Raw genomic sequence first — 24,537 nt, 5'->3', positions numbered from 1 at the left:
CCCGATCCGACTCCTCCGAGGAACCCCATGACGCCGTCCGCTCGACCGTCCCGCCGCCAACTCCTGCGCGGCGCGGCCTCCGTGACCGCCTTGACGGCGGCCGGCGCGCTCGGCGCCGGGCCCGCCCAGGCCGCGCCGCGCCGCCCGTCCGGCACCCCCGAGGTGACCGGACTCGGCCCGGGCAACGCCGACTTCCCGCTGATGAGCGCCACCCTGATCGGTGAGACGCTGTGGATCGGCTCGCGCAACCTGGCCCCGGCCAAGGTGGTCGGCTACCACGTGCCGACCGGCCGGGTCACCGGCACCGCCGTCCTGCCGACCGGCAACTTCGTGCAGGGCTCGGCCGCCCACGCCGGCGTGCTGTACCTCGGGGTGACGGACGCGCCGAAGGCCGTCAACCTCTACCGCTTCGACCCGGCCGACGGCAGTGTGCGCGGCCTCGCCGCCGTGCCCGGCGCGGACGTGCGGGACGTCGCGGTCGCCCCCGACGGCGTGCTGTTCGCCACCGGCCGGCAGAAGGGCCGGGCGGCCGGCCCCGGGCTGTACGCCTACGACCCCGCCACGGGTGTGCTCACCGAGGTCGCCTCGCCCGCGCCGGGCGCCACCCAGGGCCGGGCCGTCGAGGCCACCGCCACCCACGCCTACCTGGGCGTCGGCAGCAACCTCGCGGGCGGCGGCGGGGCCACCCTCGCCTCGCTGTTCGCGGTCGAGCGGGCCACCGGCCGGGTCACCGACATCACCCCGCCCGAACTCGCGGCCGACACCATCGTGCGCCAGATCACCGCCCTCGGCGACGACCTGCTCGCCGTCTCCACCGAGGGCAGGCCCGCCCACGTCGCCCTGCTGGACCCGGCCACCCATGCCGTGCTGCGCTCCTTCCCGGTGCCGGGCACCAAGAGCGTCACCAACTTCCAACGCCTCGGTGACACCGTCTGGTTCACCTCCACCGAGCACGGCACCGTCTGGCGCTACCGGCTCGGCGCGGACGCTCCGGAGGCCTTCGCGGTGCCCGTCCCCGACGGAAACTCCTGGGGCCTGGGCCGGATCGGTGACACCCTGGCCGGTGTCACCGAGGGCGGCACCGCCTGGACCCTTTCCACCGCGACGGCCGCCGTCACCACCACCGACCTGGTGGCCGCCGGCGCGCCCGCCGAGGCGCAGCTCGGCATGTCGGTGGCCGCCCGGTACGGCCGGGTGTACGTCGGCGGCAACGGCTCCCTCGCGCTGCACGACCTGAACGCCGGGACGGTGCGGAAGCTCCCCGTCCCCGGCGAGGCCAAGGACACCGTGGTCCTCGACGACGGCACGCTCTACCTGGGCGTCTACTCCTCGCAGGGGATCTGGCGGTACCGGCCGTGGGCCGACGAGGTGCCGGTCCAGGAAGCGAGGCTGCCGCAGGAGCAGAACCGCCCGCAGACCGTGCGCTGGGACGACGAGCACCGCCTGCTGCTGCTCGGCGTGCAGGCCGACACCACCGGCGGCGGCTCGTTCGTCACCTACCGCCCCGGCAGCGGGCAGCCCACCGTGCACGTCGACCCGCTCGGCCCGGAGCAGCTGGTGCGCGCCGTGGCGGCCGGGCACGGGCAGGCGTTCCTCGGCGGCGACAACGCCAAGACCGCCGGCCCGCGCGGAGACCTGGCGGCCTGGGACCCGGTGGCCGGGCGCGAACTGTGGCGCACCACCACCGACTTCGGCTCGGGCATCAGCAGCCTGGAGGTGCACGGACACCGGCTGTTCGGCATCACGGTGAACGGGCAGGCCTTCGCCGCCGACCTGCGCACCGCCCGGCCGGGCCGCGCCCCGGTGATCGACGTCCGCTCCGACCTGCGGGCGGTCACCTCGGCCAACCCGCGGCTGCTGGTGGCCCGCGGCCGGCTGTACGGGATCAGCGAGAAGACGCTCCTCCGCCTGGACCCCGTGACGCTGGCCGCCACCGTCCTCGTCCAGGTGGACGCCGAGTGGTACAGCGGCGCCAGGGTCGCGGTCGACGACGCCGGCGTGCTGTACACCCTGCGCGGCCGCGAGCTGATCGCCGTCCGGGACCGCTGAGGCCGGCCGCGCCCGCCCCGGTCGGGGCCGGGGCGGGCGCTGTCACGTTCAGTAGGCCGGGAAGGCCTTCCCGGCCGGGCAGAACGGCTCGCGCGCGCCCCGGAACGCCGTGCTGCAGGCGTCCAGCGCCCCCGGGCGCAACTCCGTCACCAGGCCGGCGGCGGCGAGCGAGACCAGCGTGGTGCCGCCGAGGTAGGCCGCGCCGAGCTCGGCCGCGGACAGCCGCAGGTCGGCCGGGGCGGTGGTGGGCTCGCAGGAGACCGTGTCGCCGTCGGCCACCAGCCGGTGGTGCCCGGTGTTCCACGGGCAGAAGTCGTCCCGGACGTCGAGCACGACGTCCAGCGGCGCGCCGTACCGGCGGGCGGCGAGCGCGCGGCCGACGTCCACCAACCGGACCCAGAGCCGGTCCACCGTACTGACCCGGGCGACGCGCGGGTCGGTGAGCAGGTGCACCAGCGGTTCGTCGGGCGCGCCCTCGTACTCCAGCCGGAAGAACAGGTCGATCCCGATGAGGTGGTCCCAGAGCGCCGCGTACGCCGGGACCGTCGCGGCGGTCAGCTCGACGACCCGGACCGCGCTGTTCTCGCCGTCGTCCTTGAGCCGGTACAGCGCATAGCCGTCGGGGGTGCCGTCGGCCGAGCGATGGACGGCGTGACGCAGGGCGGTGGCGCCGCCGCGCGAGCCCGGGGCGTCCCGGAGCCGGGCGTCCCAGAACAGCTCGGCGCGGTCCGGCCAGCCGGCCCGCTCGCGGCGCACCCGGTCGTAGACGGCGGCGACCAGCGGCCGGGCGCGCCCGGCGTCCAGGAGCCGGACGGTGCCGGTGCCGAGATCGGTGCCGGGGCGCAGCCGCAGGAGGCGCTTGTCGGCGTGGAACAGCGCGCCCCGGGTGGCCGGGCCGTAGCCGAAGCGGCCGTAGATGCCGGCCTCCGAGGCGCGCAGGGCGGCGATCGGCTCGGTGCCGCGAGCGTGCAGGTCGTCGAGCTGGCGGCGCATCAGGGCGGTGAGGACGCCCCGGCGGCGGTGGGTGGGCGAGACGCCGACCCAGGTGACGCCGGCGACGGGCAGTTCGGCGCCGGGCACGGTGAGCCGGCGGATGTGCGCGGCGGCTCCGCCGACCGGCTCGCCGTCCCCGTCGAACGCGGCGAGGGAGCGGCCGAGGTCGAGGACGGCGCGCTCGGCGGCGAGTTCCGCCTCGTCCGTGTCCTCCCCGTAGGTGTTGGTGAGGACCCGGGCCCAGCTGTCGAACTCGTGGGCCTCCAGCGGACGGATGATCGGGCGGAAGATCGTGCGCGCGTCGCTCATCCGGCTTTTCTAACCCGGCGGAGGTTCGGGCGCGACCGGTTTTCGCGGGCCGGTCTCCGCGGACCGGTCCTGTCCTCTCCGGCCGGTCCTCTCCGGCCGGTTCTCTCAGCCCGGGCCGAGGGCCCAGGCGACCAGGGACAGGGTGGCCATGGAGACCAGCGTCGAGGCGAGCACGGCGTCCCGGGCGAAGGCGGCTCCGTGACCGTACTCGCGCGCGTAGGTGAACGCGTTCTGCGCCGTCGGCAGGGCGGAGAACAGCACCACGGTGAGCAGTTGGTGCGCCGGCAGGTCGAGCACCAGCGCGCCGACCGCCCAGGCCGTCAGCGGCTGGACGACGGTCTTGAGCGCGACCGCCGTCCCGACCTCCAGGGAGCGGGAGGCGCCGGTGACGGCGGGCGGGTGGCAGAGCGAGAGGCCGAGCGCCACCAGGGCGGTCGGCACGGCCGCGCCGCCGAGCAGTTCGCAGGAACGGCTCAGCTCGGCGGGCGGATGCCACCCGGTCACCGACACCACGGCGCCCAGCCCCACGGCCAGCAGGATCGGGTTGCGCAGCGGCAGCGTGAGCGCGGCCCGCAGCCCGGCGCGCCGCGAGTCGAGGACGGTCAGCACCACGGGGGTGACCACCAGGATCTGGAACAGCACCACCGGGCCCACGAAGGAGGCGTCGCCGAGCACCTGCACCGCCACCGGGATGCCCAGGTTGGCCGAGTTGACGTAGCCGGCGGCCATCGCGCCGAGCGTCCGCTCCGGCACCCCGCGCCCGAACAGCCGGTGCGAGGCGAGCAGCCCGAGCCCGCCCGCGGCCACCGTGCCCGCGACGAACGCCGCCATCGACGGATTGGCGAACCGGTCCAGCGGCGTGCGGGCGATCATCAGGAACAGCGCGGCGGGCATGGCCGCGTGGAAGACGAATCGATTCAGCACCTGCTCCGCGTGCTCGCCGAGCAGACGGCTGCGGCCGAGCAGGTAGCCGACGCCGGTCAGCGCCCAGATCGGGGCGAAACCGGACAGCAGCGGATGCAGGCTGGGCATGACTCCCTCGGCGCGGTCGCGGGCGGGGCCCGGCAGGGCCTGGTGGGCGGGACGCCGGAAGTCAATCAGGCGGGCGCACGGCCGCCACCGGCAGGCCCCCGCGCGGCCCGCAGGGCCCTGTGCCTACCATGGCGGAGTGGAGTACCTGAGCCTGGCCGAGGTCGAGCGGATCGCCCGGAACGCGCACGCGGGGCAGACCGACAAGAACGGCCACCCCTACACCGAGCACCTGGCGGCGGTCGCCCACGGCGTCGCCGAGCGCGGCGGCAGCGAGGAGCAGATCGCGGCCGGCTGGCTGCACGACGCCGTCGAGGACGACGTGCTGACGCGTGAGTGGCTGGCCGGCGCCGCCCTCGGTGACACCACCAAGGCCATCGTGGACGCGCTCACCAAACGGCCCGGCGAGCCGCTGGAGGAGTACACCGCGCGCATCCTGGCCACCCCCGGCGCCCTCGTCGTCAAGCAGGCCGACCTCGCGCACAACTCCGCGCCGGCCCGGCTGGCGAGCCTGGACCCGGCCACCGCCGAACGCCTCGCCGCCAAGTACCGCCGCACCCGCGAACTGCTCGGCCTGGACCCCGAATCCGACTGACGGACCGTCACCGTCCGTCGGTGATCGGCACGAAGCGCGCGAACGGGTCGCCGGACCGGGCGCAGTGCCCGGCGAGCAGCGCGCGGAAGCGGTCCAGCAGCGCCGAATGCCGGGCGTCCACCGCCAGGTTGACCATCTCGCCCGGATCCCCGGTGAGATCGAACAGCTGCTCCCGGTGGTCCCCCCAGGCGTAGCAGACGTACTTGTGCCGCTCGTCCCGGATCATCCGGCCGAGCGCGTTGTTGAAGCCGGGCAGCTCCCAGCGGGTCTCCACCACCACGCTCTCCCGGGGCTCCGGTGCCCGCACGCTGCGCCCCGGCAGGCCGGGCGGCGCGGGGATCCCGGCGAGGTCGCACAGTGTGGGCAGCAGGTCCGGCCCGGTCGACACCAGCCGGTCGCTGACCGCACCGGGTGCGCTGCCGGGCCCACTGACCAGGAACGGTACCCGCACCGACTCCTCGAACAGCGCCCACTTCTGGTTCCACCCGTGCGCCCCGGCGCCGTCGCCGTGGTCGGAGGTGAACACCACGACGGTCTGCCGGCCGGTCGTCCGCTCGTGCTCGCGCAGGGCGTCCAGCACCGTGCCGAGGTTCGCGTCCACCCGCTCGACCAGCGCGTAGTAGGCCTGCCGGTAGCGGCGCCAGTCGTCCTCGCGCCACTCGGCGGTGGGGTGGGTGTGCGCCCAGGCGCGCTGGGCGAGCCGGGGGAGCCGTGCCTCGTACGGCGCGGGCGGGAAGTTGGCGGGAAGCGGCGGGCACTGTGCCGCGGGCGGCGGGGCGGGCAGCGGGCCGGTCCTCGGGTGCTGGCCGCGTGCCACCTCGCAGATGCCGTGCGGCTCCAGGAAGGACACCACCAGCAGGAACGGCCGGGGGCGGGGGCGGCGGAGGAAGGCGGCGGCGGCGCGGGCGAGTCCGGCGTCGTCGCCGGCCGGGTGGAGGCGGCGGAAGCCGCGGCCCTCGGGCAGGTCGAGTTCCGGCAGGTGCCACTTGCCGCCGTAGGCGCAGTCGTAGCCGGCCTCGGCGAACACCCGGCCCAGCAGCGGCTCCGGCGCGGTGCCGTCGGGCGCGGCGGCCTCGTTGCCGGTGACGCCGAGCGCGCTGGGCAGCTGCCCGGTGAGCAGGCTGGCCCGGGAGGGCGCGCACAGCGGCTGGGCGCAGTACGCCTGCCGGTAGCGGGTGCCGGCGGCGGCCAGCGCGTCCAGGTGCGGGGTGCTCAGGTGCGGGTTCCCGGCGGCGCCCATCGCATCGGAGGTCTGCTGGTCCGTCAGGACGACCAGTACGTCGGGTGGTTGGCTCGGCACGGGTCAGGCCATCCGTTCGTAGGCGCTGCGCTCCAGGGCGTGGCGGAGCGGTTCGCCGAGGGCCCACCGCTCGAACTCGCCGACCACCAGGTCGCCGAGGCGCCGCCGCTCCAGGCCCTGGCTGCCGGCCAGGTGCGGGGTGACCACGACGTTCGGCAGGGTGAACAACGGCGAGCCGGGCAGTGGTGGTTCGGGATCGGTGACGTCCAGCACGGCGAACAGGTCGGGCCGTTCGGCGAGCACGTCGAGCAGCGCCGGCTCGTCGAGGACGGCGCCGCGCGCGGTGTTGACCAGGGTGGCGCCGGGCTTCATCGAGGCGAGCAGGCGCCGGCCGACCAGCCCCCGGGTCTCCGGGACGAGCGGGGTGTGGACGCTCACCACGTCGGCGGTGGCGAAGAGTTCGTCCAGGCCGACCGCCCGCACCCCCGGCGGCGGCGCCGCGTACGGGTCGTGGGCGATCACCCGCAGGTCGTAGCCGCGCAGCCGCTCGCAGACCAGCCGCCCGGTCTCCCCGAGCGACAGCACGCCGACGGTGGCCCCGTACGCGCCGGGGGCCCGGCCGGACCGGACCGGCGCGCGGGCGGCGCGGGCGGCGAGCACGTGCCGCCAGCCGTCCTTGAGCGCGTAGACGATCTGCGCGACGGTGAACTCGGCGACCGGTACGGCGTTGGCGTGGGCGGCGGTGACGATCGGGATGCCGGCCGCCCAGAACTCCTCGGTGGCGATCCGCCGCACCGACCCGGCCGCGTACAGCACCAGGGCCAGCCGGGGCATCCGCTGCAGCGCCGCCGCGTCGAGCACGGGGCCGCCCCACCCGGTGAGCAGCACCTCGACCTCGCGCAGGGCGTCCGGCGCCGCGTCGAGCCGCTCGGGGCCCCAGACCCCGCCCGGTTCGGCCCGGTCCTCGACGACGTCCGCCCGTGCCAGCACCCGGGCGCGCGCCTCGGGGCCGTAGACATCGGGGAAGCGGACCGGGTCCATGGCGAAGGCGGCCGCGAACATCCGGATCTCCTTGGGTCGATGGGCCACGAGGAGTTTCTATCACATTGAGAAATAGTCGGGCGGAGCTGTGCCCGGGAGGCAGGGAGCCCGGGGCGGCTCAGCGCGTGATGAAGGTGGCCCCGTCGGCCAGCCGGACGGCCGCGGCGGCGGCGCCCACCAGCTCGGTGGTGGTCGAGTGCACCATCATCAGCCGCGGCAGCACCGGCACCCGCCCCTGCAGCCGGGACTCGATCGCGGGCAGCATCTCGCCACCGCTCTCCCAGAGGAGGCGCCCGCCCAGTGCGACGAGTTCGGGGCCGAGCACACTGGTCAGATTGGCCACCAGCACGGCCAGGTCGTCGGTGAACTCGTCCACCAGCCGCACCGCCGCCGGCACGCCCTCCCGGGCCAGCCGGAACAGCTCGGCGACCCGCTCGGCCGACGTCCCCGAGACGGTCAGCCCGGCCTCGGCGATCCGCCGGTCGACGGCGTGGTCGCCGATCCGCGCCTGGGTGTCGCCGGTGCGGCCCAGCGGGCGGTCCAGCGCCCGGCGGTCGCCCATCAGGTACCCCAGGGCCCCCGCCGACCCCAGCCGGCCCCGGTGCAGCCGGCCGTCCAGGACGATCCCGGCGCCGACCTCGATCCCCACCACCACGGCGGCGAGGTCGCTCACCCCGGCACCCGCCTCGCCGTGCTGCACGGCCAGTGCGACCAGGTCCACGTTGCTCTCGACCGCCACCGGGACACCGAGCCGCTCGTGCAGCAGCGCGCGCAGCCGCAGCCCGGGCCAGTCCAGCGCCGGGGCGAACTCCACCAGCCCGGTGCGGTCCCGGACCACCCCGGGCACCCCGACCACCAGCGCGCGCGGCGCGCCCGCGTGCCGGGCGGCCCATGCCCGCAGCCCGTCGACCAGCGCCAGCAGCGGTCCGGTGAGGTCCTCGGCGGACGGCTCGCCGCCGCGCTCCGGTCCGAGGCCCGCCGCCCAGTGGTGCTCGGCCTCGTGCAGCACGCTGCCGTGCAGGTCGGCGACCATCCCGACGATCCGGCGCGGACGCATCGCCACCGCGAGGACGGTCTGCGCCCCGGCGTTGTAGCGGATCAGCTGCGGCGGCCGGCCGCCGCTGGACGGCGCGCGCTCGGCCTCCACCACCACCTGGCCCGCCGCCCGCAGCACCTCGACCAGCCGGTGCACGGTCGCCGTCGACAACCCGCTCTCGGCCGCGAGCCGCTGCCGGGACAGCGAGCCGTGCCGGCGCAGCACCTCCAGCAGCACGGTCTGGTTGACCTGCGCCACGGTCTGGGTGGTGGCGGTCGCCGGGGTGCGGGGGGACTTGGGCACCGGGTGCTCCTCGGGCGGGGCCGGGCGGGGCCCGAACGGTGGCGGGACTTCGTCTCGGCCCGAATATATCCGAGCCTCCCGGCCTCGATTTTCGAGCCTCCCGGCCCGGATGTCCGAGCCTCCCGGACCCGACCGGCCCGGGAACGCCCGAAGGCCCGGCCGCGCGGATTGCGCGCGGCCGGGCCGTGGGTCACCCCGGTGATCCCTGTCCGACCCCGGGGTGAGGGGGGACAGATGGTCCGGTGAAGTCGAGTACCGCTACTGGTCGGCTTAGTACCAGTGGTGGGTCTGCCAGAACGCCCAGGCGTTGTTCGGGCTGCCGTAGCGCTCGTTCATGTAGTCCAGCGCCCAGCGGATCTGGGTGGTGGCGTTGGTCTTCCAGTCGGAGCCGTGCGAGGCCATCTTCGAACCCGGCAGCGCCTGCGCCAGGCCGTACGCGCCCGAGGACGGGTTGGTCGCGGTCACGTTCCAGCTGGACTCGTGGGCGATGATCTGGCTGAACGAGTTGAGCTGGTTCGCCGGGACGATCTGCGCGGCGATGGTCTGCGGCGACGGGGTCGCGGCGGAGGCGGCGGCGGGCACCAGGCCGGCACCCAGGGCGGTCACGGCGGCGGCACCGGCGAGAACGGCGGCAGAGGAACGCATACGAAGCTTGAAAGCGGGCATGAAGAACAAGACCTCAATCAGGTTGGGCCGGCGTTCGCCCCGCCCGGACCGTGGCCGGACAGGGGCCGAAACGGTCGCGGGGCGTATGCCGGACAGTCGTTGTGAAGAGCCGCACTCCGGTGGGACAGGTACCGGGTGCGGCTGGCGACGAGACCAATTGTTGCCAGACGGGTTTGCCCGCTGCCAAGGCCCCTCCGCTACGACGCCCCGTCGTAGCGGTCGCGCGCGCCGTCGATTCGAAGGCCCCCCGCCGACGCCCCTGACCTGCGGCTCCTTCACCCCCGCCCGGGTATCGGCCCGAGCACTACCGCCCGTCGTGCCGAGGGATTCCTTGTGAGCGCACTCACCGCCCGGCGCCCCCGTTCGTCACCCAGCGCCACCGGCGCCCCCGCATCGAGTCGCGGTTGATCTGAGACCGGCACCACAACGGGGCGGCGCCGGCGGGGACTTCGCGTGGCGGAGACCTCTCGCACCGGTGCCCCGCCGGGTGCCGCGGATGGATTCCGTGGCGCCCGACGGGGCACAGGTCACGCGATCCGGTCGGTCGACCGGCGGGAGCCGGTCAGCCGATCACGGGTTCAGTGGTTGCGGCGGCGCCTGCTGAGGCCGAGGGCGAGTCCGCCGACGACCAGCAGCGCGCCCGCGATCCCGGCCACCGCGAGGACGGCGGTGCCGGTCCGGGCGAGGATGCCGGTCGGTCCGGGCGCGGCGGGCTTGCCGGGCGTGCCGGGAGCCACCGGCTCGGGTTCGACCTTCACCGTGGCGGTGGCCTCGGAGGAGGTGGCGCCGGCGCCGGTGGCGGTGGCGGTGTTGACGACCCTGCCGCGCTGGGCGTCCTGCGCGGTGATGGTGTGCGGCTCGGTGGTGCACGTCATCGTCTCGCCCGGGGCCAGGCTGGTCCTGGGGCAGGTCACCGCACCGGCGGTGGGGTCGTCCACCTTGATGCCGGTGACGGTGGCGGTGCCCTGGTTGGCGACGGTGAGCTTCCAGTCGATGCGGTCGCCGGTGTCGGTCCTCCCGTTCCCGTTGACGTCGGTGACCTCGGCGCTCTTGGTGAGGCTGAGCGCGCCGTGTCCGTCGGATGGGACGGTGACCTCGGACGGGGGCGACACCGGCGGCTCGCCGCGCGGCGGGGTGCCGGTACCCGTGGCCGTGTTCCTGATCGTGCCGGCGTCGACGTCGGCCTGCGTGACCGTGTAGCCGGCGGTGCAGGTGACGGTGGCGCCGGGCGCCAGAGAAGCGGTCTCCTTCGGGCAGGTGACGGGGGAGAGCTTGCCGGTTCCGGTGAACTCGCCCTCGGTGACCTTCACGTCCTTGACGGTGACGTTGCCGGTGTTGGTGACGGCGAACCGGTACGTGATCTTCTCGCCGGCGACCAGCTTGCCGGGCTTCTCGGCCTCGGCGGACTTGACCACCGCGAGCGCGGGCTTCGGCGCCTGCGGCAGCTCCACCTCGGACGGCGGGGAGACCGGCGGCTCACCGCGCGGCGGGGTGCCGGTCGCCGTCGCGGTGTTCTTCACCGAGCCGGCGTCCACGTCGGCCTGGGTCACCGTGTAGCCGGCGGTGCAGGTGACGGTGGTGCCGGGGGCGAGGGTGGCGGCCTCCTTCGGGCAGGTGAGGGGGTCGAGCTTGCCGTGGCCGGTGAACTCGCCCTCGGTGATCTTGATGTCCTTGAGCGTCACGTTGCCGGTGTTGCGCACCGCGAAGCTGTAGGTGATCTTCTCGCCGGCGACGAGCTTGTCCTCCTTACCGCTGGTGGCGGACTTGAGCACGGACAGGCCGGGCTGGTCGGTCGTCGTGACGGTCGTCCCGGACGGCGGCGACACCGGGGGCTCACCCTTGGGCGGGGTGCCGGTGGCGGTCGCGGTGTTCTTCACCGAGCCGGCGTCCACGTCCGCCTGCGTCACGGTGTAGCCGGCGGTGCAGAGCACCGTCGCACCCGGCGCCAGCGAAGCGGCCTCCTTCGGGCAGACCACCGGGTCGAGCTTGCCGCCGCCGGTGAACTGGCCCTCGGTGATCTTGACGTCCTTGAGCGTCACGTTGCCGGTGTTGGTGACGGCGAACTTGTAGGTGATCCGCTCACCGGCGACGAGCGTGCCGGTGGAGGAGGTCTTCACGACCGCCAGCGCGGGCTTCTCCGGCGCCGGGACGATCGTCTCGGACGGCGGGGAGACCGGCGGCTCGCCGCGCGGCGGGGTGCCGGTGGCGGTGGCGGCGTTCTTGATCGAGCCGGCGTCGACGTCGGCCTGGGTGACGGTGTAGGTGGCGGTGCAGGTCATCGTCGCGCCGGGGGCCAGGGAGGCGGCCTCGGCGGCCGGGCAGGTGACCGGGGAGAGCGTGCCGGTGCCGGTGAACGCGGTCTCGTTGACCTTGACGTCCTTCAGCGTGACGTTGCCGGTGTTGGTGACCGTGAAGTCGTACCGGACCTGCTCACCGACCACCAGCTCGTCCGGCTTGCTGCTGTGGCCGGTCTTGACGACGGACAGGCCGGGCTGGTCGGTCGTCGTGATGGTCGTCCCGGTGGGCGGGGAGACCGGCGGCTCGCCGCGCGGCGGGGTGCCGGTACCGGTGGCGCTGTTCTTCACCGAGCCCGCGTCCACGTCGGCCTGGGTGACCGTGTAGGTGGCGGTGCAGGTGACGATCGCGCCCGGCGCGAGGGAGGCGGCCCCGTTCGGGCAGGTGACCGGCGACAGCGTGCCGCTGCCGGTAAACGCGCCCTCGGTGACCTTCACGTCCTTCAACGTGACGTTGCCGGTGTTCTTCACCTCGAACTTGTAGACGATCTCCTCACCCACGACCAGCGTGCCGGTCGAGGCCGACTTCACCACGGACAGACCGGGCTGGTCCTGGGTGGTCACCGTGACCTCGGACGGCGGCGAGACCGGCGGCGGGCCGCTCGGCGGGGTGCCGGTGGCGGTGGCGCTGTTCGTGACCGAGCCCGCGTCCACGTCGGCCTGGGTGACCGTGTAGGTGGCGGTGCAGGTGACGGTGGCGCCGGGCGCGAGCGAGGCGGCGCCGCTCGGGCAGGTGACGGGGGACAGCGTGCCGCTGCCGGAGAACCCGGCCTCGGTGACCTTCACGTCCTTCAGCGTGACATTGCCGGTGTTCTTGACGGCGAAGCTGTACGTGATCTGCTCACCGGCGACGAGGTTGCCGGTGGAGGCCGACTTGACGACCGTGAGCTTCGGGTCGTTCGGCGCCGGGACGGTCACCTCGCTGGGCGGGGAGACCGGTGGCGGTCCGGTCGGCGGGACGCCGGTCGCGGTGGCGCTGTTCCTGATCGAGCCGGCGTCGACGTCGGCCTGGGTGACGGTGTAGGTGGCGGTGCAGGTCATCTCCGCACCGGGCGCCAGCGAGGCGGCCTCGGCGGTCGGGCAGGCGAGCGGCGACAGCTCGCCGGTACCGGTGAAGTCGCCCTCGTTGACCGTGATGTCCGTGAGGGTGACGTTGCCGGTGTTCTTCACCGTGAACTTGTAGCTGATCGTCTCGCCGACGATCAGCTTGTCGGGCTGGCTGCTGGTCGCGGTCTTGGTCACGGTCAGCGCCGGCTCGTTCGGTGCCGGGACGGTCACCTCGGACGGCGGCGACACCGGCGGCGGGCCGCTCGGGGGCGTACCGGTCGCGGTCGCGGTGTTCCGGACGAAGCCCCGGTCCACGTCGGCCTGGGTGACGGTGTAGGTGGCGGTGCAGGTCATCGTCGCGCCCGGGGCCAGCGAGGCGGCCTCGGTGGCGGGGCAGGTGATGGCCGGCGGTGTGCCCGTGCCGGTGAACTCGCCCTCGGTGACCTTGACGTCCTTGAGGGTGACGTTGCCGGTGTTCTTCACCGCGAACTTGTAAGCGACCTTCTCGCCGACGATCAGCTTGTCGGGCTGGCTGCTGGTCGCGGTCTTGGCCACGGTCAGCGCCGGCTCCGACGGCCCGGGGACGGTCACCTCACCCGGAGGCGAGACGGGCGGCGGTCCGGTCGGCGGGGTGCCGGTCGTGGTGGCGCTGTTCTTGATGGAGCCGGCGTCGACGTCGGCCTGGGTGACGGTGTAGGTGGCGGTGCAGGTCATCTCCGCACCGGGCGCCAGCGAGGCCGCCTGGGCGGTGGGGCAGGTGACGGGGGACAGCGTGCCGGTGCCGGTGAACGCGGTCTCGTTGACCTTGACGTCCTTCAGCGTGACGTTGCCCGTGTTCTTGACGACGAAGCTGTAGGTGACCGTCTCGCCGACGATCAGCTTGTCGGGCCGGCTGCTGGTGGCGGACTTGACGACCGTCATCGCGGGAGCCGGAGGCTGGGTGATGGTCACCTCACCCGGAGGCGAGACCGGCGGCGGGCCGCTCGGCGGCGTACCGGTCGCGGTGGCGCTGTTCTTCACCGAGCCCGCGTCCACGTCCGCCTGCGTCACCGTGTAGCCGGCGGTGCAGGTGACGGTGGCGCCGGGCGCGAGCGAGGCGGCCTCCGCCGGGCAGACGACCGGGTCGAGCGTGCCGGTGCCGGTGAACGGGCCGTCGGTGACCTTGACGTCCTTGAGGGTGACGTTGCCGGTGTTGGTGACGCGGAAGCTGTAGGTGATCTTCTCGCCGGCCACCAGCTTCTCGGTGGAGGAGGTCTTGGCCACCGCGAGGGCGGGGGCCGGGGGTTCGGTGATGGTGACCTCGGACGGAGGCGACACCGGCGGCGGTCCGGTCGGCGGGGTGCCGGTGCCGGTGGCGGTGTTCTTGATCGAGCCGGCATCCACGTCGGCCTGGGTGACGGTGTAGGTGGCGGTGCAGATCATCGTCGCGCCGGGGGCCAGGGAGGCGGCCTCGGTGGCCGGGCAGGTGACCGGCGACAGGGTGCCGCTGCCGGTGAACGTGCCCTCGGTGACCTTCACGTCCTTGAGCGTGACGTTGCCGGTGTTCTTCACCTCGAACGTGTAGGTGATCGCCTCACCGGCGACGAGCTTGCCGGTCGAAGCCGACTTCACCACCGTGAGCTTCGGGTCGGACGGTGCCGGGACGGTCACCTCGCTGGGCGGGGAGACCGGCGGCGGTCCGGTCGGCGGCGTGCCGGTGCCGGTGGCGGTGTTCTTGATGGAGCCCGCGTCCACGTCGGCCTGGGTGACCGTGTACGTGGCGGTGCAGGTGACGGTGGCGCCAGGGGCCAGCGAAGCGGCTTCGGCACTCGGGCAGGTGACCGGCGACAGCGTGCCGCTGCCGGTGAACGCGCCCTCGGTGACCTTCACGTCCTTCAACGTGACGTTGCCGGTGTTCTTGACGGCGAAGCTGTAGGTGATCTGCTCACCGAGGACCAGCTTGTCGGGCCGGCTGCTGGTGGCGGACTTGACGACCGTCATCGCGGGGGCCGGGGGCTGGGTGATGGTCACCTCACTGGGCGGCGACACCGGAGGCGGTCCGGTCGGCGGGGTGCCGGTCGCGGTGGCGCTGTTCTTCACCGAGCCCGCGTCCACGTCGGCCTGCGTCACGGTGTACCCGGCGGTGCAGACCACGGAGGCGCCCGGAGCGAGCGAAGCGGCACCGCTCGGGCAGCTGACCGGGTCGAGCGTGCCGGTGCCGGTGAACGGGCCGTCGGTGACCTTGACGTCCTTCAGCGTGACGTTGCCGGTGTTGGTGACCCGGAAGCTGTACGTGATCTTCTCACCGGCGACCAGCTTGCCGGTGGAGGCGGACTTGACCACGGTCAGCGCCGGATCGGACGGTGCCGGGACGGTCACCTCGCTGGGCGGGGAGACCGGCGGCGGTCCGGTCGGCGGGTTGCCGGTGCCGGTGGCGGAGTTCTTGATCGAGCCGGCGTCCACGTCGGCCTGGGTCACCGTGTAGGTGGCGGTGCAGGTCGTCGAAGCACCGGGCGCCAGCGAGGCGGCCTCGGCGGTCGGGCAGGTGGCGACCGGCGGGGTACCGGTGCCGGTGAACCCGGTCTCGTTGACCTTGACGTCCTTCAGCGTGACGTTGCCGGTATTGGTGACCACGAAGCTGTACGCGATCTGCTCACCGAGGACCAGCTTGTCCGGCTGGCCGGTGACGGCGGACTTCCTGACCGACAGCGCCGGTGCCGGTGCCTGGGTGGGCACGGTGGCGGTGGAGGTGGCGGGCGGACTGACCATGCCGACGTCGTTGGTGCCGGTCGCGGTCGCGGTGTTCGTCACCGACCCGGTGTCCACGTCGGCCTGGGTCACGGTGTGGGTCGTCGTGGACGTGCAGGTGATCGAGGCGCCGGGAGCCAGGCCCGACGCCGGCGGCTTCGGGCAGGTCACGACACCGAGGGCCGGGTCGTTGACCGCCACCGACACGAGCGGTGTCGAACCGGTGTTGGTGACCGCGAACGAGTAGGTGATCGTGTCACCGGCCTTCGCGCCCGTCTGGTCGGCGGCCGGGGTGACCGTCGCGGTCTTCTTCAGTGACACCGAGGGGGCCGGGCACAGGACGCTCGGCCGGACCTGCGCGTCGAAACCCTCCGCGTTCGCACCGGACTTGATCTGCACGTCGATCGTGTTCAGGCCGGTCTGCCAGTTGTTCTTCAGTGTCGTCTGCGCGGCGTTCGCCGTCGTGAAGCCCGCGTAGTAGTAGATGCCGGTCATCTGCCCGGCCGGCGGCGGAGCGGTCAGCGTGGTCTGCGGGAGCCCGGTCGTCTTGGTGGACTGGGCGACACCGTTGACGTACACCTCGGCCACGGCATTGTCGGCGAGGAAGTTCATCGACAGCGCGAAGGCGGACGGACTGACGGACGGGGAGAGGTCGAACTGGTAGCGGTAGTACCAGTCACCGTTCGTCGGGCCTTGGTCCGGAGCCGCCTTGGTCTGCTGGGAGATCCACTGCGCGTTGTTGTAGGGGCTGGTGGCCCAGACGGTCGGGGCGAGGCTGCCCACGTTGGCTGCGGCGAACACCGCACCTCCCGGCGGTGGGGAGACCGCGGCCGTCGCCGGGAAGGGCCCGGCGACCTGCCAGTTCGCATCTTTGGAGTTGTCGGCGAGGACGCCACCGGTCGCCGCGTTGTACCCGGTGTTGAAGATGTTCGGGTTCGTCGTGCACGTGATTGTCGGCACGGCCGCCTGCGCGGGCGCCGGAGTCAACGCGGTGACCGCGAGGCCGAGCGTCGACGCCGTCAGCGCCAGCGCGCCGACCACCGCTCCCGATCGGAGCCGCCGTGCCCGGTGCCGTCCCGAGCCCGGCATCATGGCGGTCATTCAGCACCCCCCGGCGTCTGCGGCGATATGCCGCGGAGCGCGATCCGCGCTCGAAGCGGTGGCGCCGCGCCGAGCGGCCCCGGCCGGCTTGTCCCGCCCGCACCGGGCCGGGGCGCGGACACGCGCCCGCGCCCGTCGGCGGATGTTGGCTCCCGCTTTGACCAGTTCACTCCGGACATCCCTCCAGGTCGGAAGCTTCGGCACGCACGGCGTCAGACCTCCGTGTACGCACCGGAATCAGGGCCGTGGGGGCCTGATCTTGAGACGGGAGTAAAGCACCGAATCATCGAAATTTGTCGTATATGCGCACAAGTTATCCACGTGTCTGTTTTGGGAGGTTGATCCGGCATTTGGCCCGCCGCCGCAACGGTCGTCCGCGCCGGGCCCCCGCTCGTCACTCCACGTCACTTCGCTCTGTTCAAGCTGTGCTTGGCGGAGCGAAGCGGTGTGGATGCGAAGCAACTTGGCGTGTCCGCCTCGCGGGGGCCGCCGTCGGGTCGGCTCTCGGTGGAGCGCAGATCCCGGCTCCTGATCGACCTCGGCCGGGCGCACGCGCAGCGGTGGCGATTCGGTGAGGCCGTGGACGCCCTCCTCGGAGTGGAGGGGTTGGCGCCCGCGAGCGGGAGAGCGGTACCGGGTGGGGGCGCCGGCGCTGCGGGCTGGGGGAGTGGGACGTCGGATCGGCCGACTTCCCACTCCGGAGGGGGTGTCAGGGCAGGTCGAGGGTGTCGCCCAGGCGGCGGTGGCGGGTGGTGCGGGCGGTGAGGCGGGTGGGTTCGGGGGTGGTGGTGAGGGTGGCGAGGGTGCTGGCGATGGCGTGGCCGAGGCGGGCGCAGAAGGGGGCGGGCTCGTCGGCGGCGTCGGGGAGTTCGGGGATCACCGTGTCCACCAGGCCGACGGCGGCGAGGTCGTGGGCGGTGATGCCCTGGGAGCGGGCGAGGTCGGGGGCGTGGGTGCCGTCGTGGTGGACGATGGCGGAGGCGCCTTCCGGGGGGAGCGGGGCGAGCCAGGCGTTGGCGGCGGCGAGGACGTGGTCGGCGGGGAGCAGGGCCAGCGCGCCGCCACCGGAGCCCTGGCCGAGCAGGACGGCGAGCACGGGTGTGCGCAGCGAGAGCAGGGTGGTCAGGCAGTGGGCGATCTCGACGGCCACGCCGTCCAGTTCGGCCTGGGCGGAGAGCTCGGCGCCCGCCGTGTCGACCACCGTGATGAGGGGCAGGCCGAGCTGCTCGGCGAGGCGGGCGGTGCGGCGTACGGCGCGCAGGTCGGCGGCGGTGAAGGGACGTTCCCGGGTGCCGGCCCGGCGTTCCTGGCCGACGACCACGGCGGGCTGCCCGCCCAGTACGGCGAGCGCGCGGACGAGGGCGCCGTCCCGGCCGCCGGGGGAGTCGAGCAGCACCAGCTCCTCGGTGGTGCGGCGCAGCAGTTCGCGGGTGCCCGGGCGGTCGGGGCGGCGGGTGCGGAGGACGGCCTGCCAGGCGTCGGGGCGCTCGGCGGGCTCCGTGAGGGGAGCGACGGCGGAAGGGGCGGGCAGCGCCCGGCGGGTCAGTACCGCCAGCGAGCGGCGCAGCACCTCGCGCAGTTCCTCGGGCGCCACCACCGCGTCGACCAGACCGCGTTCGGCGAGCGTCTCGGCGCGCTGGACCTCGGGAGGCAGGGAGACGCCCCGCAGCTCCTCGTACACCCGCGGGCCGAGGAAGCCGAGCCGCGCGCCCGGTTCGGCGAGGACCAGCTGGCCGAGGGTGCCCCAGGAGGCGAACACCCCGCCCATGGTGGGATTGCGCAGGTAGGTGACGTACGGCAGGCCCGCCGCCCGGTGGGCCTGCACGGCGGCGGTGATCCGCAGCATGCAGAGGAAGGCGGCGGACCCCTCCTGCATCCGGGTGCCGCCGGAGACCGGGAGGGCGACCAGCGGGAGGCGATCGGCGGTGGCCCGCTCCACGGCGCGGGTGATCCGTTCGGCGGTGGCCACGCCGATGGACCCGCCGAGGAAGCCGAACTCGGAGGCGACCAGGGCCACCGGCTCCCCGCCGATCCGGCCGAGACCGGTGAGCACCGCCTCGTCCACGCCGGTGCGTTCCCGCGCGCGGGCCAGGCTCGCCCGGTAGCCGGGATCGACAGGCTCGCCGGTGCCCGGTTCGTCCCAGCTCCGGTAGCCGCCGGGGTCGACCAGCAGCCCGATCAGCTGGTGTGCCGTCAGGGAAACGCTCATCTGCTCCACCCCATCGCCCGATCCGGGTCCGCGCCGAGGAAGATCACCCTAGGCGGACGGTGGGGCGCGGAGGCGGATTGGGCGACGGGTGTGAGGAGGCCGACAGCCTCGGGGCCGACAGGTCGAGGCCCGGCTCGGCGCGGTGGCAGGGCGCACGGCCGGACCGTCGTGCCGCCGCGCCGCTACGTCAGCAGGGCTCTTCGTATGCCGCCGTCGGGGGCCGGGGCGCCGGCGCGGGCCTCGTCGTAGCGGAGGGCGACCAGGCGGGCGAGGGCGTCGTGGGTGCCGAGCGGGGCGCCCGTCCAGCGGGCGCCGGCGCCGCCGGCGCGGTCGGCGAAGAAGCCGGGCGCCAGCAGGTAGGGGGCGACGGCGACCCGGCGCTGTCCGGCCGCGTGCAGGGCGGCGACCGCCTGCCGGGGGGTGGGGCGGGCGGCGGACAGGTAGGCGGGGACGACCGGCCGGCCGTCGCCGAGGCGGTCGGCGAGCAGGGCGGCGGCGCGCGCGGTGTCGGCGTTGGCGGCCGGGTCGGAGGAGCCCGCGGCGGCGAGGACCACCGGGCCCGCGCCCGGCGGCCGGCCGGCGGCGGTGAGCCGGTCGGCGAGCGCGGCGGCGAGCAGCGGGTGCGGGCCGAGCGCGCGGGCGAGCGGGAGGTGGGCGAGGCCGGCGGCGGCGAGCGCGCGCGGCAGGTCGACGCGCAGGTGGTAGCCACCGCCGAGCAGCAGCGGGACGAGCACGGCGGCCCGGCCGTTCAGCGCGGCGAGCGCCTCGGGGAGGCCGGGGCGGGCGAGGTCGAGGAAGCAGCAGCGGACGTCGAGGCGGGGGCGCAGTGCGCGGACCCGCTGCAGCAGCGCGTGGTTCGCCGCGACCCCGGCGGCGAGGCGGCTGCCGTGCGCGACGGCGAGCAGGACCGGTCGGTGGTCGTCCATCAGGCCGCCGCCAGGCGGTAGCCGCGCTTGGGCACGGTGTGGATCAGCGTCCCGTACGGCCCGAGGGCCACCCGCAGCCGGCCGACCGCCGCCTCGACGGCGTGCTCGTCGGCGCCCGCGTCCGGCCAGGCGGTGCGCAGCAGGTCGGCGCGGCTGAGCACCCGGCCGGGGCGTTCGGCGAGGGCGCGCAGGACGGCGGCGCCGCGCGGGCTGAGCCAGCGGCTCTCGCCGTCGGCCAGGACGGCATTGCCCTGGAGGGTCAACGTGGCGTCCCCCAGGACGAGTTCACGACGCCCCCGGCCCGGCAGGGTCTGCGCGAGCAGGCGCACCATGGAGCCGAGCCGTCCGCGCTCGGGGAGCGCCGCCGCCACGCCGAGCTCGGTGAACGGCCGTGCGCAGAGGGCGCCGACGCAGACCACCAGGACGTCGGAGCGCAGTGCGTCGAGCAGCGGTTCGCGCTGCCTGTCGGCCTCGGCGATCGCGACGAAGGCGGTCACGGCGGGCGCGCTGGTGAAGGCGAGGGCGTGCACCTGGCGGCGGACGGTCTGCTCGACCAGCCGCCGTACCGGAGCCGGGTCGTCCGGAGGGCCCCAGCGGTAGACCGGGACGGAGATCACCTCGGCGCCGCGTCGGCGCAGCGCCGCCGCGAAGCCGGCCAGTGGCACCCCGTGCTCCTGGACGGCGATCCGCCGGCCGGCCAGCGGGCGGGCGAGCAGCCAGGTCAGCAGCTCGTCGGTGGCCTCGGAGTCGGGGGAGAAGCCCTCGCCGAGGCCGCTGGCCCGGACGGCGCCGGTGGCCTTGGGGCCCCGGGACAGGACGACGGCCCGTCGGCACGTCTCGGCGAGGGCCGCGCCCAGGCCCCAGCCGTCGGCGGCGCTCATCCAGCCGCGCCAGCCGACGCCGGTGGTGGCGACGACGTAGTCGAGCGGGGCGGCCAGGCAGGCCCCGGTGGCCTCGCGCAGGGCGAGGTCGTCGGCGAGCGGCATGATCCGCAGTGCGGGTGCCTCGACGACCTGGGCGCCGTACCGGGCGAGCAGAGCGGTCAGCTCGTCGCGGCGGCGGACGGCGGTCACCCCGATGGTGAAGCCGGTGAGTGGACCGGGCTGCGGGGTGGGACCCGGCCCGGTGGTGGTTGGTGTGGGCATGTCGGCAGCATGCGACGGGTTCGTTACGGGGGGATTGCCTGCCGGTCAAGTGCGAGTCATCGAACCGTCATCCAGGTCAAGGGCGGTGTGTCGCACACAGCGTGACGGAGCGTGTGAGCGAACCGTACCGTGCGCGCAACACGGCGGACCCGGCGCCGTAACGGGCCGGAGTGAGATTCTGGCCATGCGCCCCATCGTCCCAGCGACCGACCCCGTCCCAGCGAGCGACCCCGCTCCTACGTGCGACCCCGCCCCAACCGGTGGGCCCGTCCCGATGAGTGGTCCCGTACCAACGAGTGAACCCGGCCCGACCGGCGGCCCCGGCCCAGCGAGCGGCCCCGGCCCGACCAGCGGCGCCGCCCCGATGAGCGGCCCCGGTGCGGAGACCGCCACCCACTGCCCGTACTGCGCCCTCCAGTGCGGCATGCGGCTGCGCCCGACGGAGGCCTCCGGCCCCGGCGCGGTGCCGGTCGAGGTGACGGAGCGCCCGGACTTCCCGGTGAACCGGGGCGCGCTCTGCGGCAAGGGCCGCTCGGCGCCCGCGCTGCTAGCCAGGGGCGTGCGGCTGACCGGGCCGCTGGTGCGCGACCGCCCGGGCGGCCCGCTGCGCGCGGCCGGCTGGGACGAGGCGCTGGACCGGGTGGCCGCCGGGGTGCGGACGGCGCGCGAGCGGCACGGCGCGGACGCGGTCGGGGTGTTCGGCGGCGGCGGGCTCACCAACGAGAAGGCCTACCAGCTCGGCAAGTTCGCCCGGGTGGTGCTCGGCACCGCGAACATCGACTACAACGGCCGGTTCTGCATGTCCTCGGCCGCCGCCGCGCACCGCCGGGCGTTCGGCCTGGACCGCGGGCTGCCGTTCCCGCTGGCGGACGTCCCGCACACCGGCTGTCTGATCCTGGTCGGCGCCAACCCGGCCGACACGATGCCGCCCGCGCTCCGCTACTTCCGCGAACTGCGGGAGAACGGCGGTACGTTGATCGTCGTCGACCCGCGCCGCACGCGGACCGCCGAGCAGGCCGACCTGCACCTCCAGCCGCGCCCCGGCACCGATCTCGCGCTCGCCCTGGGCCTGCTCCACCTGGTGATCGCCGACGGCCTGGTGGACGAGGCGTTCGTCGCGGCCCGGACCACCGGCTACGAGCGCGCCCGGGCTGCCGCGATGGCGCACTGGCCGGACCGGGTGGAGCGGATCACCGGCATCCAGGTCTCCCAGCTCCGGCGTGCCGCCGAGCTGTTCGGCCACGCCGCGACCGGCATGGTGCTCACCGCGCGCGGCCCGGAGCAGCAGAGCAAGGGCACCGACACCGTCGGCGCCTGGATCGACCTCTGCCTCGCCACCGGCAACGCGGGCCGCCCGTACGCGGGTTACGGCTGCCTGACCGGGCAGGGCAACGGCCAGGGCGGCCGGGAGCACGGCCAGAAGGCCGACCAACTGCCCGGCTACCGCTCGATCGAGGACCCGGCCGCCCGCGCGCACGTCGCCGCCGTCTGGGGCGTGGACCCGGACGCGCTGCCCCGGGCCGGCCGCTCCGCCTACGAGCTGCTGGACGGCCTCGGCGGTCCGGACGGCGCCCGCGCGCTGCTGGTGATGGGCTCCAACCCGGTGGTCTCCGCGCCGAACGCCGCCCATGTCACCGCCCGGCTGCGCACCCTGGACCTGCTGGTCGTCGCCGATCTGGTGCTCTCCGAGACGGCCCGGCTGGCCGACGTCGTGCTGCCGGTCACGCAGTGGGCCGAGGAGGACGGCACCACCACCAACCTGGAGGGCCGGGTGATCCTGCGCCGGCGCGCCGTCGACCCGCCGGAGGGCGTGCGCGGCGAGCTGTGGCTGCTGGGCGAACTCGCCCGCCGGCTGGGCGTGGAGCGCGGCTTCCCGGCCGACGCCGAGCAGGTCTTCGACGAGCTGCGACGGGCCTCGGCGGGCGGCGCGGCCGACTACTCCGGCATCAGCTACCGGCGGATCGCGGCCGAGGACGGGGTGTTCTGGCCCTGCCCGGACCCGGCCCACCCGGGCACGCCGCGGCTGTTCCTGGACCGCTTCGCCACCCCGGACGGCCGCGCCCGCTTCGCCGCGGTGACCCACCGGCCGGCGGGCGAGGAGCCGGACCGGGAGTACCCGCTGTACCTGACCACCGGCCGGGTGCTCGCCCAGTACCAGAGCGGTGCGCAGACCCGCCGGGTGGCCGAGCTGAACGCGGCGGCTCCCGGGCCGTTCGTCGAACTGCACCCCCGGCTGGCCGAGCGGCTCGGCGTCGCCGACGGCGACCCGGTCGCCGTGGTGAGCCGCCGCGGCCGGGCGGTGGCACCGGCCAGGGTGAGCGCGGCGATCCGGCCGGACACGGTCTTCATGCCGTTCCACTGGCCCGGTGCCGGGCGGGCCAATAGCCTCACCAATCCGGCGCTGGACCCGGTCTCCCGGATGCCGGAGTTCAAGACCTGCGCGGTACGGGTCGAGCGGGCCGTGGCGGGGGAGCCGGCCGACCTGGCTGAGCGCGCCCATCGGGCGGAGCGGGCCGAACGGGCCGCCGCCCCCGGCCACACCGCCGACGAGCGGGCGGCGGGCTGATGGCCGGCGCGGGAGCGGACCGCCGGATCGCGGTGGTCGGCGGCGGTATGGCGGCCGCCCGGTTCGTCGAGCGGTACACCGCGCTGGGCGGTCCCGGCACCGTCACCGTCTACGCCGCCGAGGCACACGCCCCCTACAACCGGGTGCTGCTCGCCGACGTGCTCATCGGCCGGTACGCCGCCGGGGCGATCGCCCTGCCGCTCGGCTCCGCCCGGCTGCGCACCGGCTGCGAGGCGGTGGCCGTCGATCCGGCGGCCCGCAAACTCGTCCTGGCCGACGGGACGGTGGAGGCCTGGGACGAGCTCGTCCTGGCGACCGGCGCCGAGCCGGTGCTGCCGGCGATCCCCGGCCTGTACCGGTCCGGGGACGGCGGCGACCTCACCGGGGGCGTGCACACCCTGCGCTCGCTGGACGACTGCGCCCGGCTCGCCGAGCAGGCCCGCACCGCCCGCCGGGCCGTGGTGGTCGGCGGCGGCGTCCTCGGCGTCAGCACCGCCCGCGCGCTGGCCGTGCTCGGCGTGCGGACCGCGGTCGTGCACCGGTCGGCGCAGCTGGTCAGCCGCCAACTCGACGCCCGGGCAGGAGAGATGCTGCGCGAGCGGCTGGCCGCACTCGGCGTCGAGGTGCACTGCGGCAGCCCCGCCCCGGCGCTGGCGACGGAGTCCGGCCGGGTCATCGGGGTACGGCCGGCCGGCGGCCCGCTGCTCGACTGCGACCTGGTGGTGCTCGCCTGCGGCACCCGCCCGAGCACCACGCTCGCGAAGGCCGCCGGACTGCCGGTCGCCACCGGTGTCCTGGTCGACGACCGGCTCGCCGCCGGGGCCCCGCACGTGCACGCGATCGGCGACTGCGCCGAGCACCGCGGCACCGTGCACGGCCTGGCCGCCCCCGCCTGGGACCAGGCCGACGTCCTCGCCCGGCGACTGTCCGGCGCGGCCCCGCGGGCCCGCTACACCGGCTCCCGCCCGTCGTCCCGGCTCTCCACCGGCGGCCTGGAGTACGCGGCGTTCGGCGCTGTCGACGAGACCCTCGGCGAGGGCCTGGACGTGCTGCGGCTCACCGACGCCACCCGCGGCAGCTACAAGAAGCTGGTGCTGCGCGGGGACCGGCTGGTCGGCGCGATCCTGCTGGGCGACCTGACCGGTCTGGACGTGCTCACCGACGCCTGGGAGCGGGACGACCCGCTCACCGGCCACCCCCTCCACCTGCTGACGGCGGCCCTCCCCGCCGCCACCGCGGCCTGACGGCCGCCGCCCCGACC

14 protein-coding genes are annotated in these 24,537 nt (G+C 74.9%); 4 read left to right on the top strand and 10 right to left on the bottom strand.

The features are described 5' to 3' along the window. The first annotated feature begins 27 nt into the window (after positions 1-27). Positions 28-2,049, top strand: a complete 2,022-nt coding sequence (locus ABZW10_RS23035; protein ID WP_355368898.1) for a hypothetical protein — start codon at positions 28-30, stop codon at positions 2,047-2,049. Between the two features lie 48 nt (positions 2,050-2,097). Here ABZW10_RS23035 and ABZW10_RS23030 read toward each other — a convergent pair whose 3' ends face one another. Both ABZW10_RS23030 and ABZW10_RS23025 read right to left on the bottom strand, forming a co-directional pair. Then, complete coding sequence (locus ABZW10_RS23030; RefSeq protein ID WP_355368896.1) at positions 2,098-3,351, bottom strand: GNAT family N-acetyltransferase; 1,254 nt, start codon at positions 3,349-3,351, stop codon at positions 2,098-2,100. A gap of 105 nt (positions 3,352-3,456) precedes the next feature. Continuing rightward, the gene (locus tag ABZW10_RS23025) at positions 3,457-4,383 is read right to left on the bottom strand and encodes an AEC family transporter (RefSeq protein WP_355368894.1); all 927 of its coding nucleotides are present in this window, start codon (positions 4,381-4,383) and stop codon (positions 3,457-3,459) included. Positions 4,384-4,519: 136 nt separating this feature from the next. Here ABZW10_RS23025 and ABZW10_RS23020 point away from each other — a divergent pair, with 136 nt between their 5' ends. Beyond that, positions 4,520-4,975: an HD domain-containing protein gene (locus tag ABZW10_RS23020; protein WP_355368892.1), complete on the top strand. Its 456-nt coding sequence runs from the start codon at positions 4,520-4,522 to the stop codon at positions 4,973-4,975. 7 nt (positions 4,976-4,982) lie between these two features. Here the strand turns inward: ABZW10_RS23020 and ABZW10_RS23015 are convergent, their stop codons facing one another. From ABZW10_RS23015 to ABZW10_RS22980, 8 genes are all read right to left on the bottom strand, one after another. After that, positions 4,983-6,275 carry a sulfatase-like hydrolase/transferase gene (locus ABZW10_RS23015; RefSeq protein WP_355368890.1) on the bottom strand — a complete coding sequence of 431 codons (1,293 nt, stop codon included), beginning with the start codon at positions 6,273-6,275 and terminating at the stop codon, positions 4,983-4,985. A gap of 3 nt (positions 6,276-6,278) precedes the next feature. Beyond that, positions 6,279-7,304, bottom strand: coding sequence for a hydroxyacid dehydrogenase (locus ABZW10_RS23010; RefSeq protein ID WP_355368888.1), 1,026 nt, complete (start codon positions 7,302-7,304; stop codon positions 6,279-6,281). A gap of 70 nt (positions 7,305-7,374) precedes the next feature. Next, positions 7,375-8,595, bottom strand: coding sequence for an ROK family transcriptional regulator (locus ABZW10_RS23005; RefSeq protein WP_355368886.1), 1,221 nt, complete (start codon positions 8,593-8,595; stop codon positions 7,375-7,377). A gap of 270 nt (positions 8,596-8,865) precedes the next feature. Further along, positions 8,866-9,240, bottom strand: coding sequence for a transglycosylase SLT domain-containing protein (locus ABZW10_RS23000; protein WP_355368884.1), 375 nt, complete (start codon positions 9,238-9,240; stop codon positions 8,866-8,868). Positions 9,241-9,839: 599 nt separating this feature from the next. After that, a complete protein-coding gene (locus ABZW10_RS22995; RefSeq protein ID WP_355368882.1) occupies positions 9,840-16,430 on the bottom strand; it encodes a hypothetical protein in 6,591 nt (2,196 codons plus the stop codon). Between the two features lie 709 nt (positions 16,431-17,139). After that, positions 17,140-18,639 carry a carboxyl transferase domain-containing protein gene (locus ABZW10_RS22990; RefSeq protein WP_355368880.1) on the bottom strand — a complete coding sequence of 500 codons (1,500 nt, stop codon included), beginning with the start codon at positions 18,637-18,639 and terminating at the stop codon, positions 17,140-17,142. 182 nt (positions 18,640-18,821) lie between these two features. Further along, on the bottom strand, positions 18,822-19,565 hold the full coding sequence (locus ABZW10_RS22985) for a CbiX/SirB N-terminal domain-containing protein (RefSeq protein WP_355368878.1): 744 nt from the start codon (positions 19,563-19,565) through the stop codon (positions 18,822-18,824). Next, positions 19,565-20,710, bottom strand: coding sequence for a uroporphyrinogen-III synthase (locus ABZW10_RS22980; protein ID WP_355368876.1), 1,146 nt, complete (start codon positions 20,708-20,710; stop codon positions 19,565-19,567). Before ABZW10_RS22980 ends, ABZW10_RS22985 begins: the two co-directional genes overlap by 1 nt. Before the next feature lie 364 nt (positions 20,711-21,074). Between ABZW10_RS22980 and ABZW10_RS22975 the strand changes: the two genes are divergently transcribed. Then, positions 21,075-23,276 (top strand): molybdopterin oxidoreductase family protein, encoded by a 2,202-nt coding sequence (locus ABZW10_RS22975; protein ID WP_355368874.1) that lies wholly within the window; start codon positions 21,075-21,077, stop codon positions 23,274-23,276. Then, the gene (locus tag ABZW10_RS22970) at positions 23,276-24,520 is read left to right on the top strand and encodes an FAD-dependent oxidoreductase (RefSeq protein ID WP_355368872.1); all 1,245 of its coding nucleotides are present in this window, start codon (positions 23,276-23,278) and stop codon (positions 24,518-24,520) included. The genes ABZW10_RS22975 and ABZW10_RS22970 overlap by 1 nt, the downstream gene beginning before the upstream one ends. Positions 24,521-24,537 lie beyond the last annotated feature (17 nt).

Origin of the sequence: Kitasatospora sp. NPDC004723 (genome assembly GCF_040609255.1) — a bacterium.
GTDB lineage: Bacteria > Actinomycetota > Actinomycetes > Streptomycetales > Streptomycetaceae > Kitasatospora.
The sequence above is the reverse complement of the archived record's forward strand: the minus strand, read 5'-3'. Positions and strand labels throughout refer to the sequence as shown.

What these genes read in the sequence shown, in the direction of transcription:
- ABZW10_RS23035 (WP_355368898.1), top strand. Translation starts at nt 28, where the DNA reads ATGACGCCGTCCGCTCGACCGTCCCGCCGCCAACTCCTGCGCGGCGCG.
- ABZW10_RS23030 (WP_355368896.1), bottom strand. Translation starts at nt 3,351, where the DNA reads ATGAGCGACGCGCGCACGATCTTCCGCCCGATCATCCGTCCGCTGGAG.
- ABZW10_RS23025 (WP_355368894.1), bottom strand. Translation starts at nt 4,383, where the DNA reads ATGCCCAGCCTGCATCCGCTGCTGTCCGGTTTCGCCCCGATCTGGGCG.
- ABZW10_RS23000 (WP_355368884.1), bottom strand. Translation starts at nt 9,240, where the DNA reads ATGCGTTCCTCTGCCGCCGTTCTCGCCGGTGCCGCCGCCGTGACCGCC.
- ABZW10_RS22995 (WP_355368882.1), bottom strand. Translation starts at nt 16,430, where the DNA reads ATGACCGCCATGATGCCGGGCTCGGGACGGCACCGGGCACGGCGGCTC.
- ABZW10_RS22990 (WP_355368880.1), bottom strand. Translation starts at nt 18,639, where the DNA reads ATGAGCGTTTCCCTGACGGCACACCAGCTGATCGGGCTGCTGGTCGAC.
- ABZW10_RS22985 (WP_355368878.1), bottom strand. Translation starts at nt 19,565, where the DNA reads ATGGACGACCACCGACCGGTCCTGCTCGCCGTCGCGCACGGCAGCCGC.
- ABZW10_RS22980 (WP_355368876.1), bottom strand. Translation starts at nt 20,710, where the DNA reads ATGCCCACACCAACCACCACCGGGCCGGGTCCCACCCCGCAGCCCGGT.
- ABZW10_RS22975 (WP_355368874.1), top strand. Translation starts at nt 21,075, where the DNA reads ATGAGCGGCCCCGGTGCGGAGACCGCCACCCACTGCCCGTACTGCGCC.
- ABZW10_RS22970 (WP_355368872.1), top strand. Translation starts at nt 23,276, where the DNA reads ATGGCCGGCGCGGGAGCGGACCGCCGGATCGCGGTGGTCGGCGGCGGT.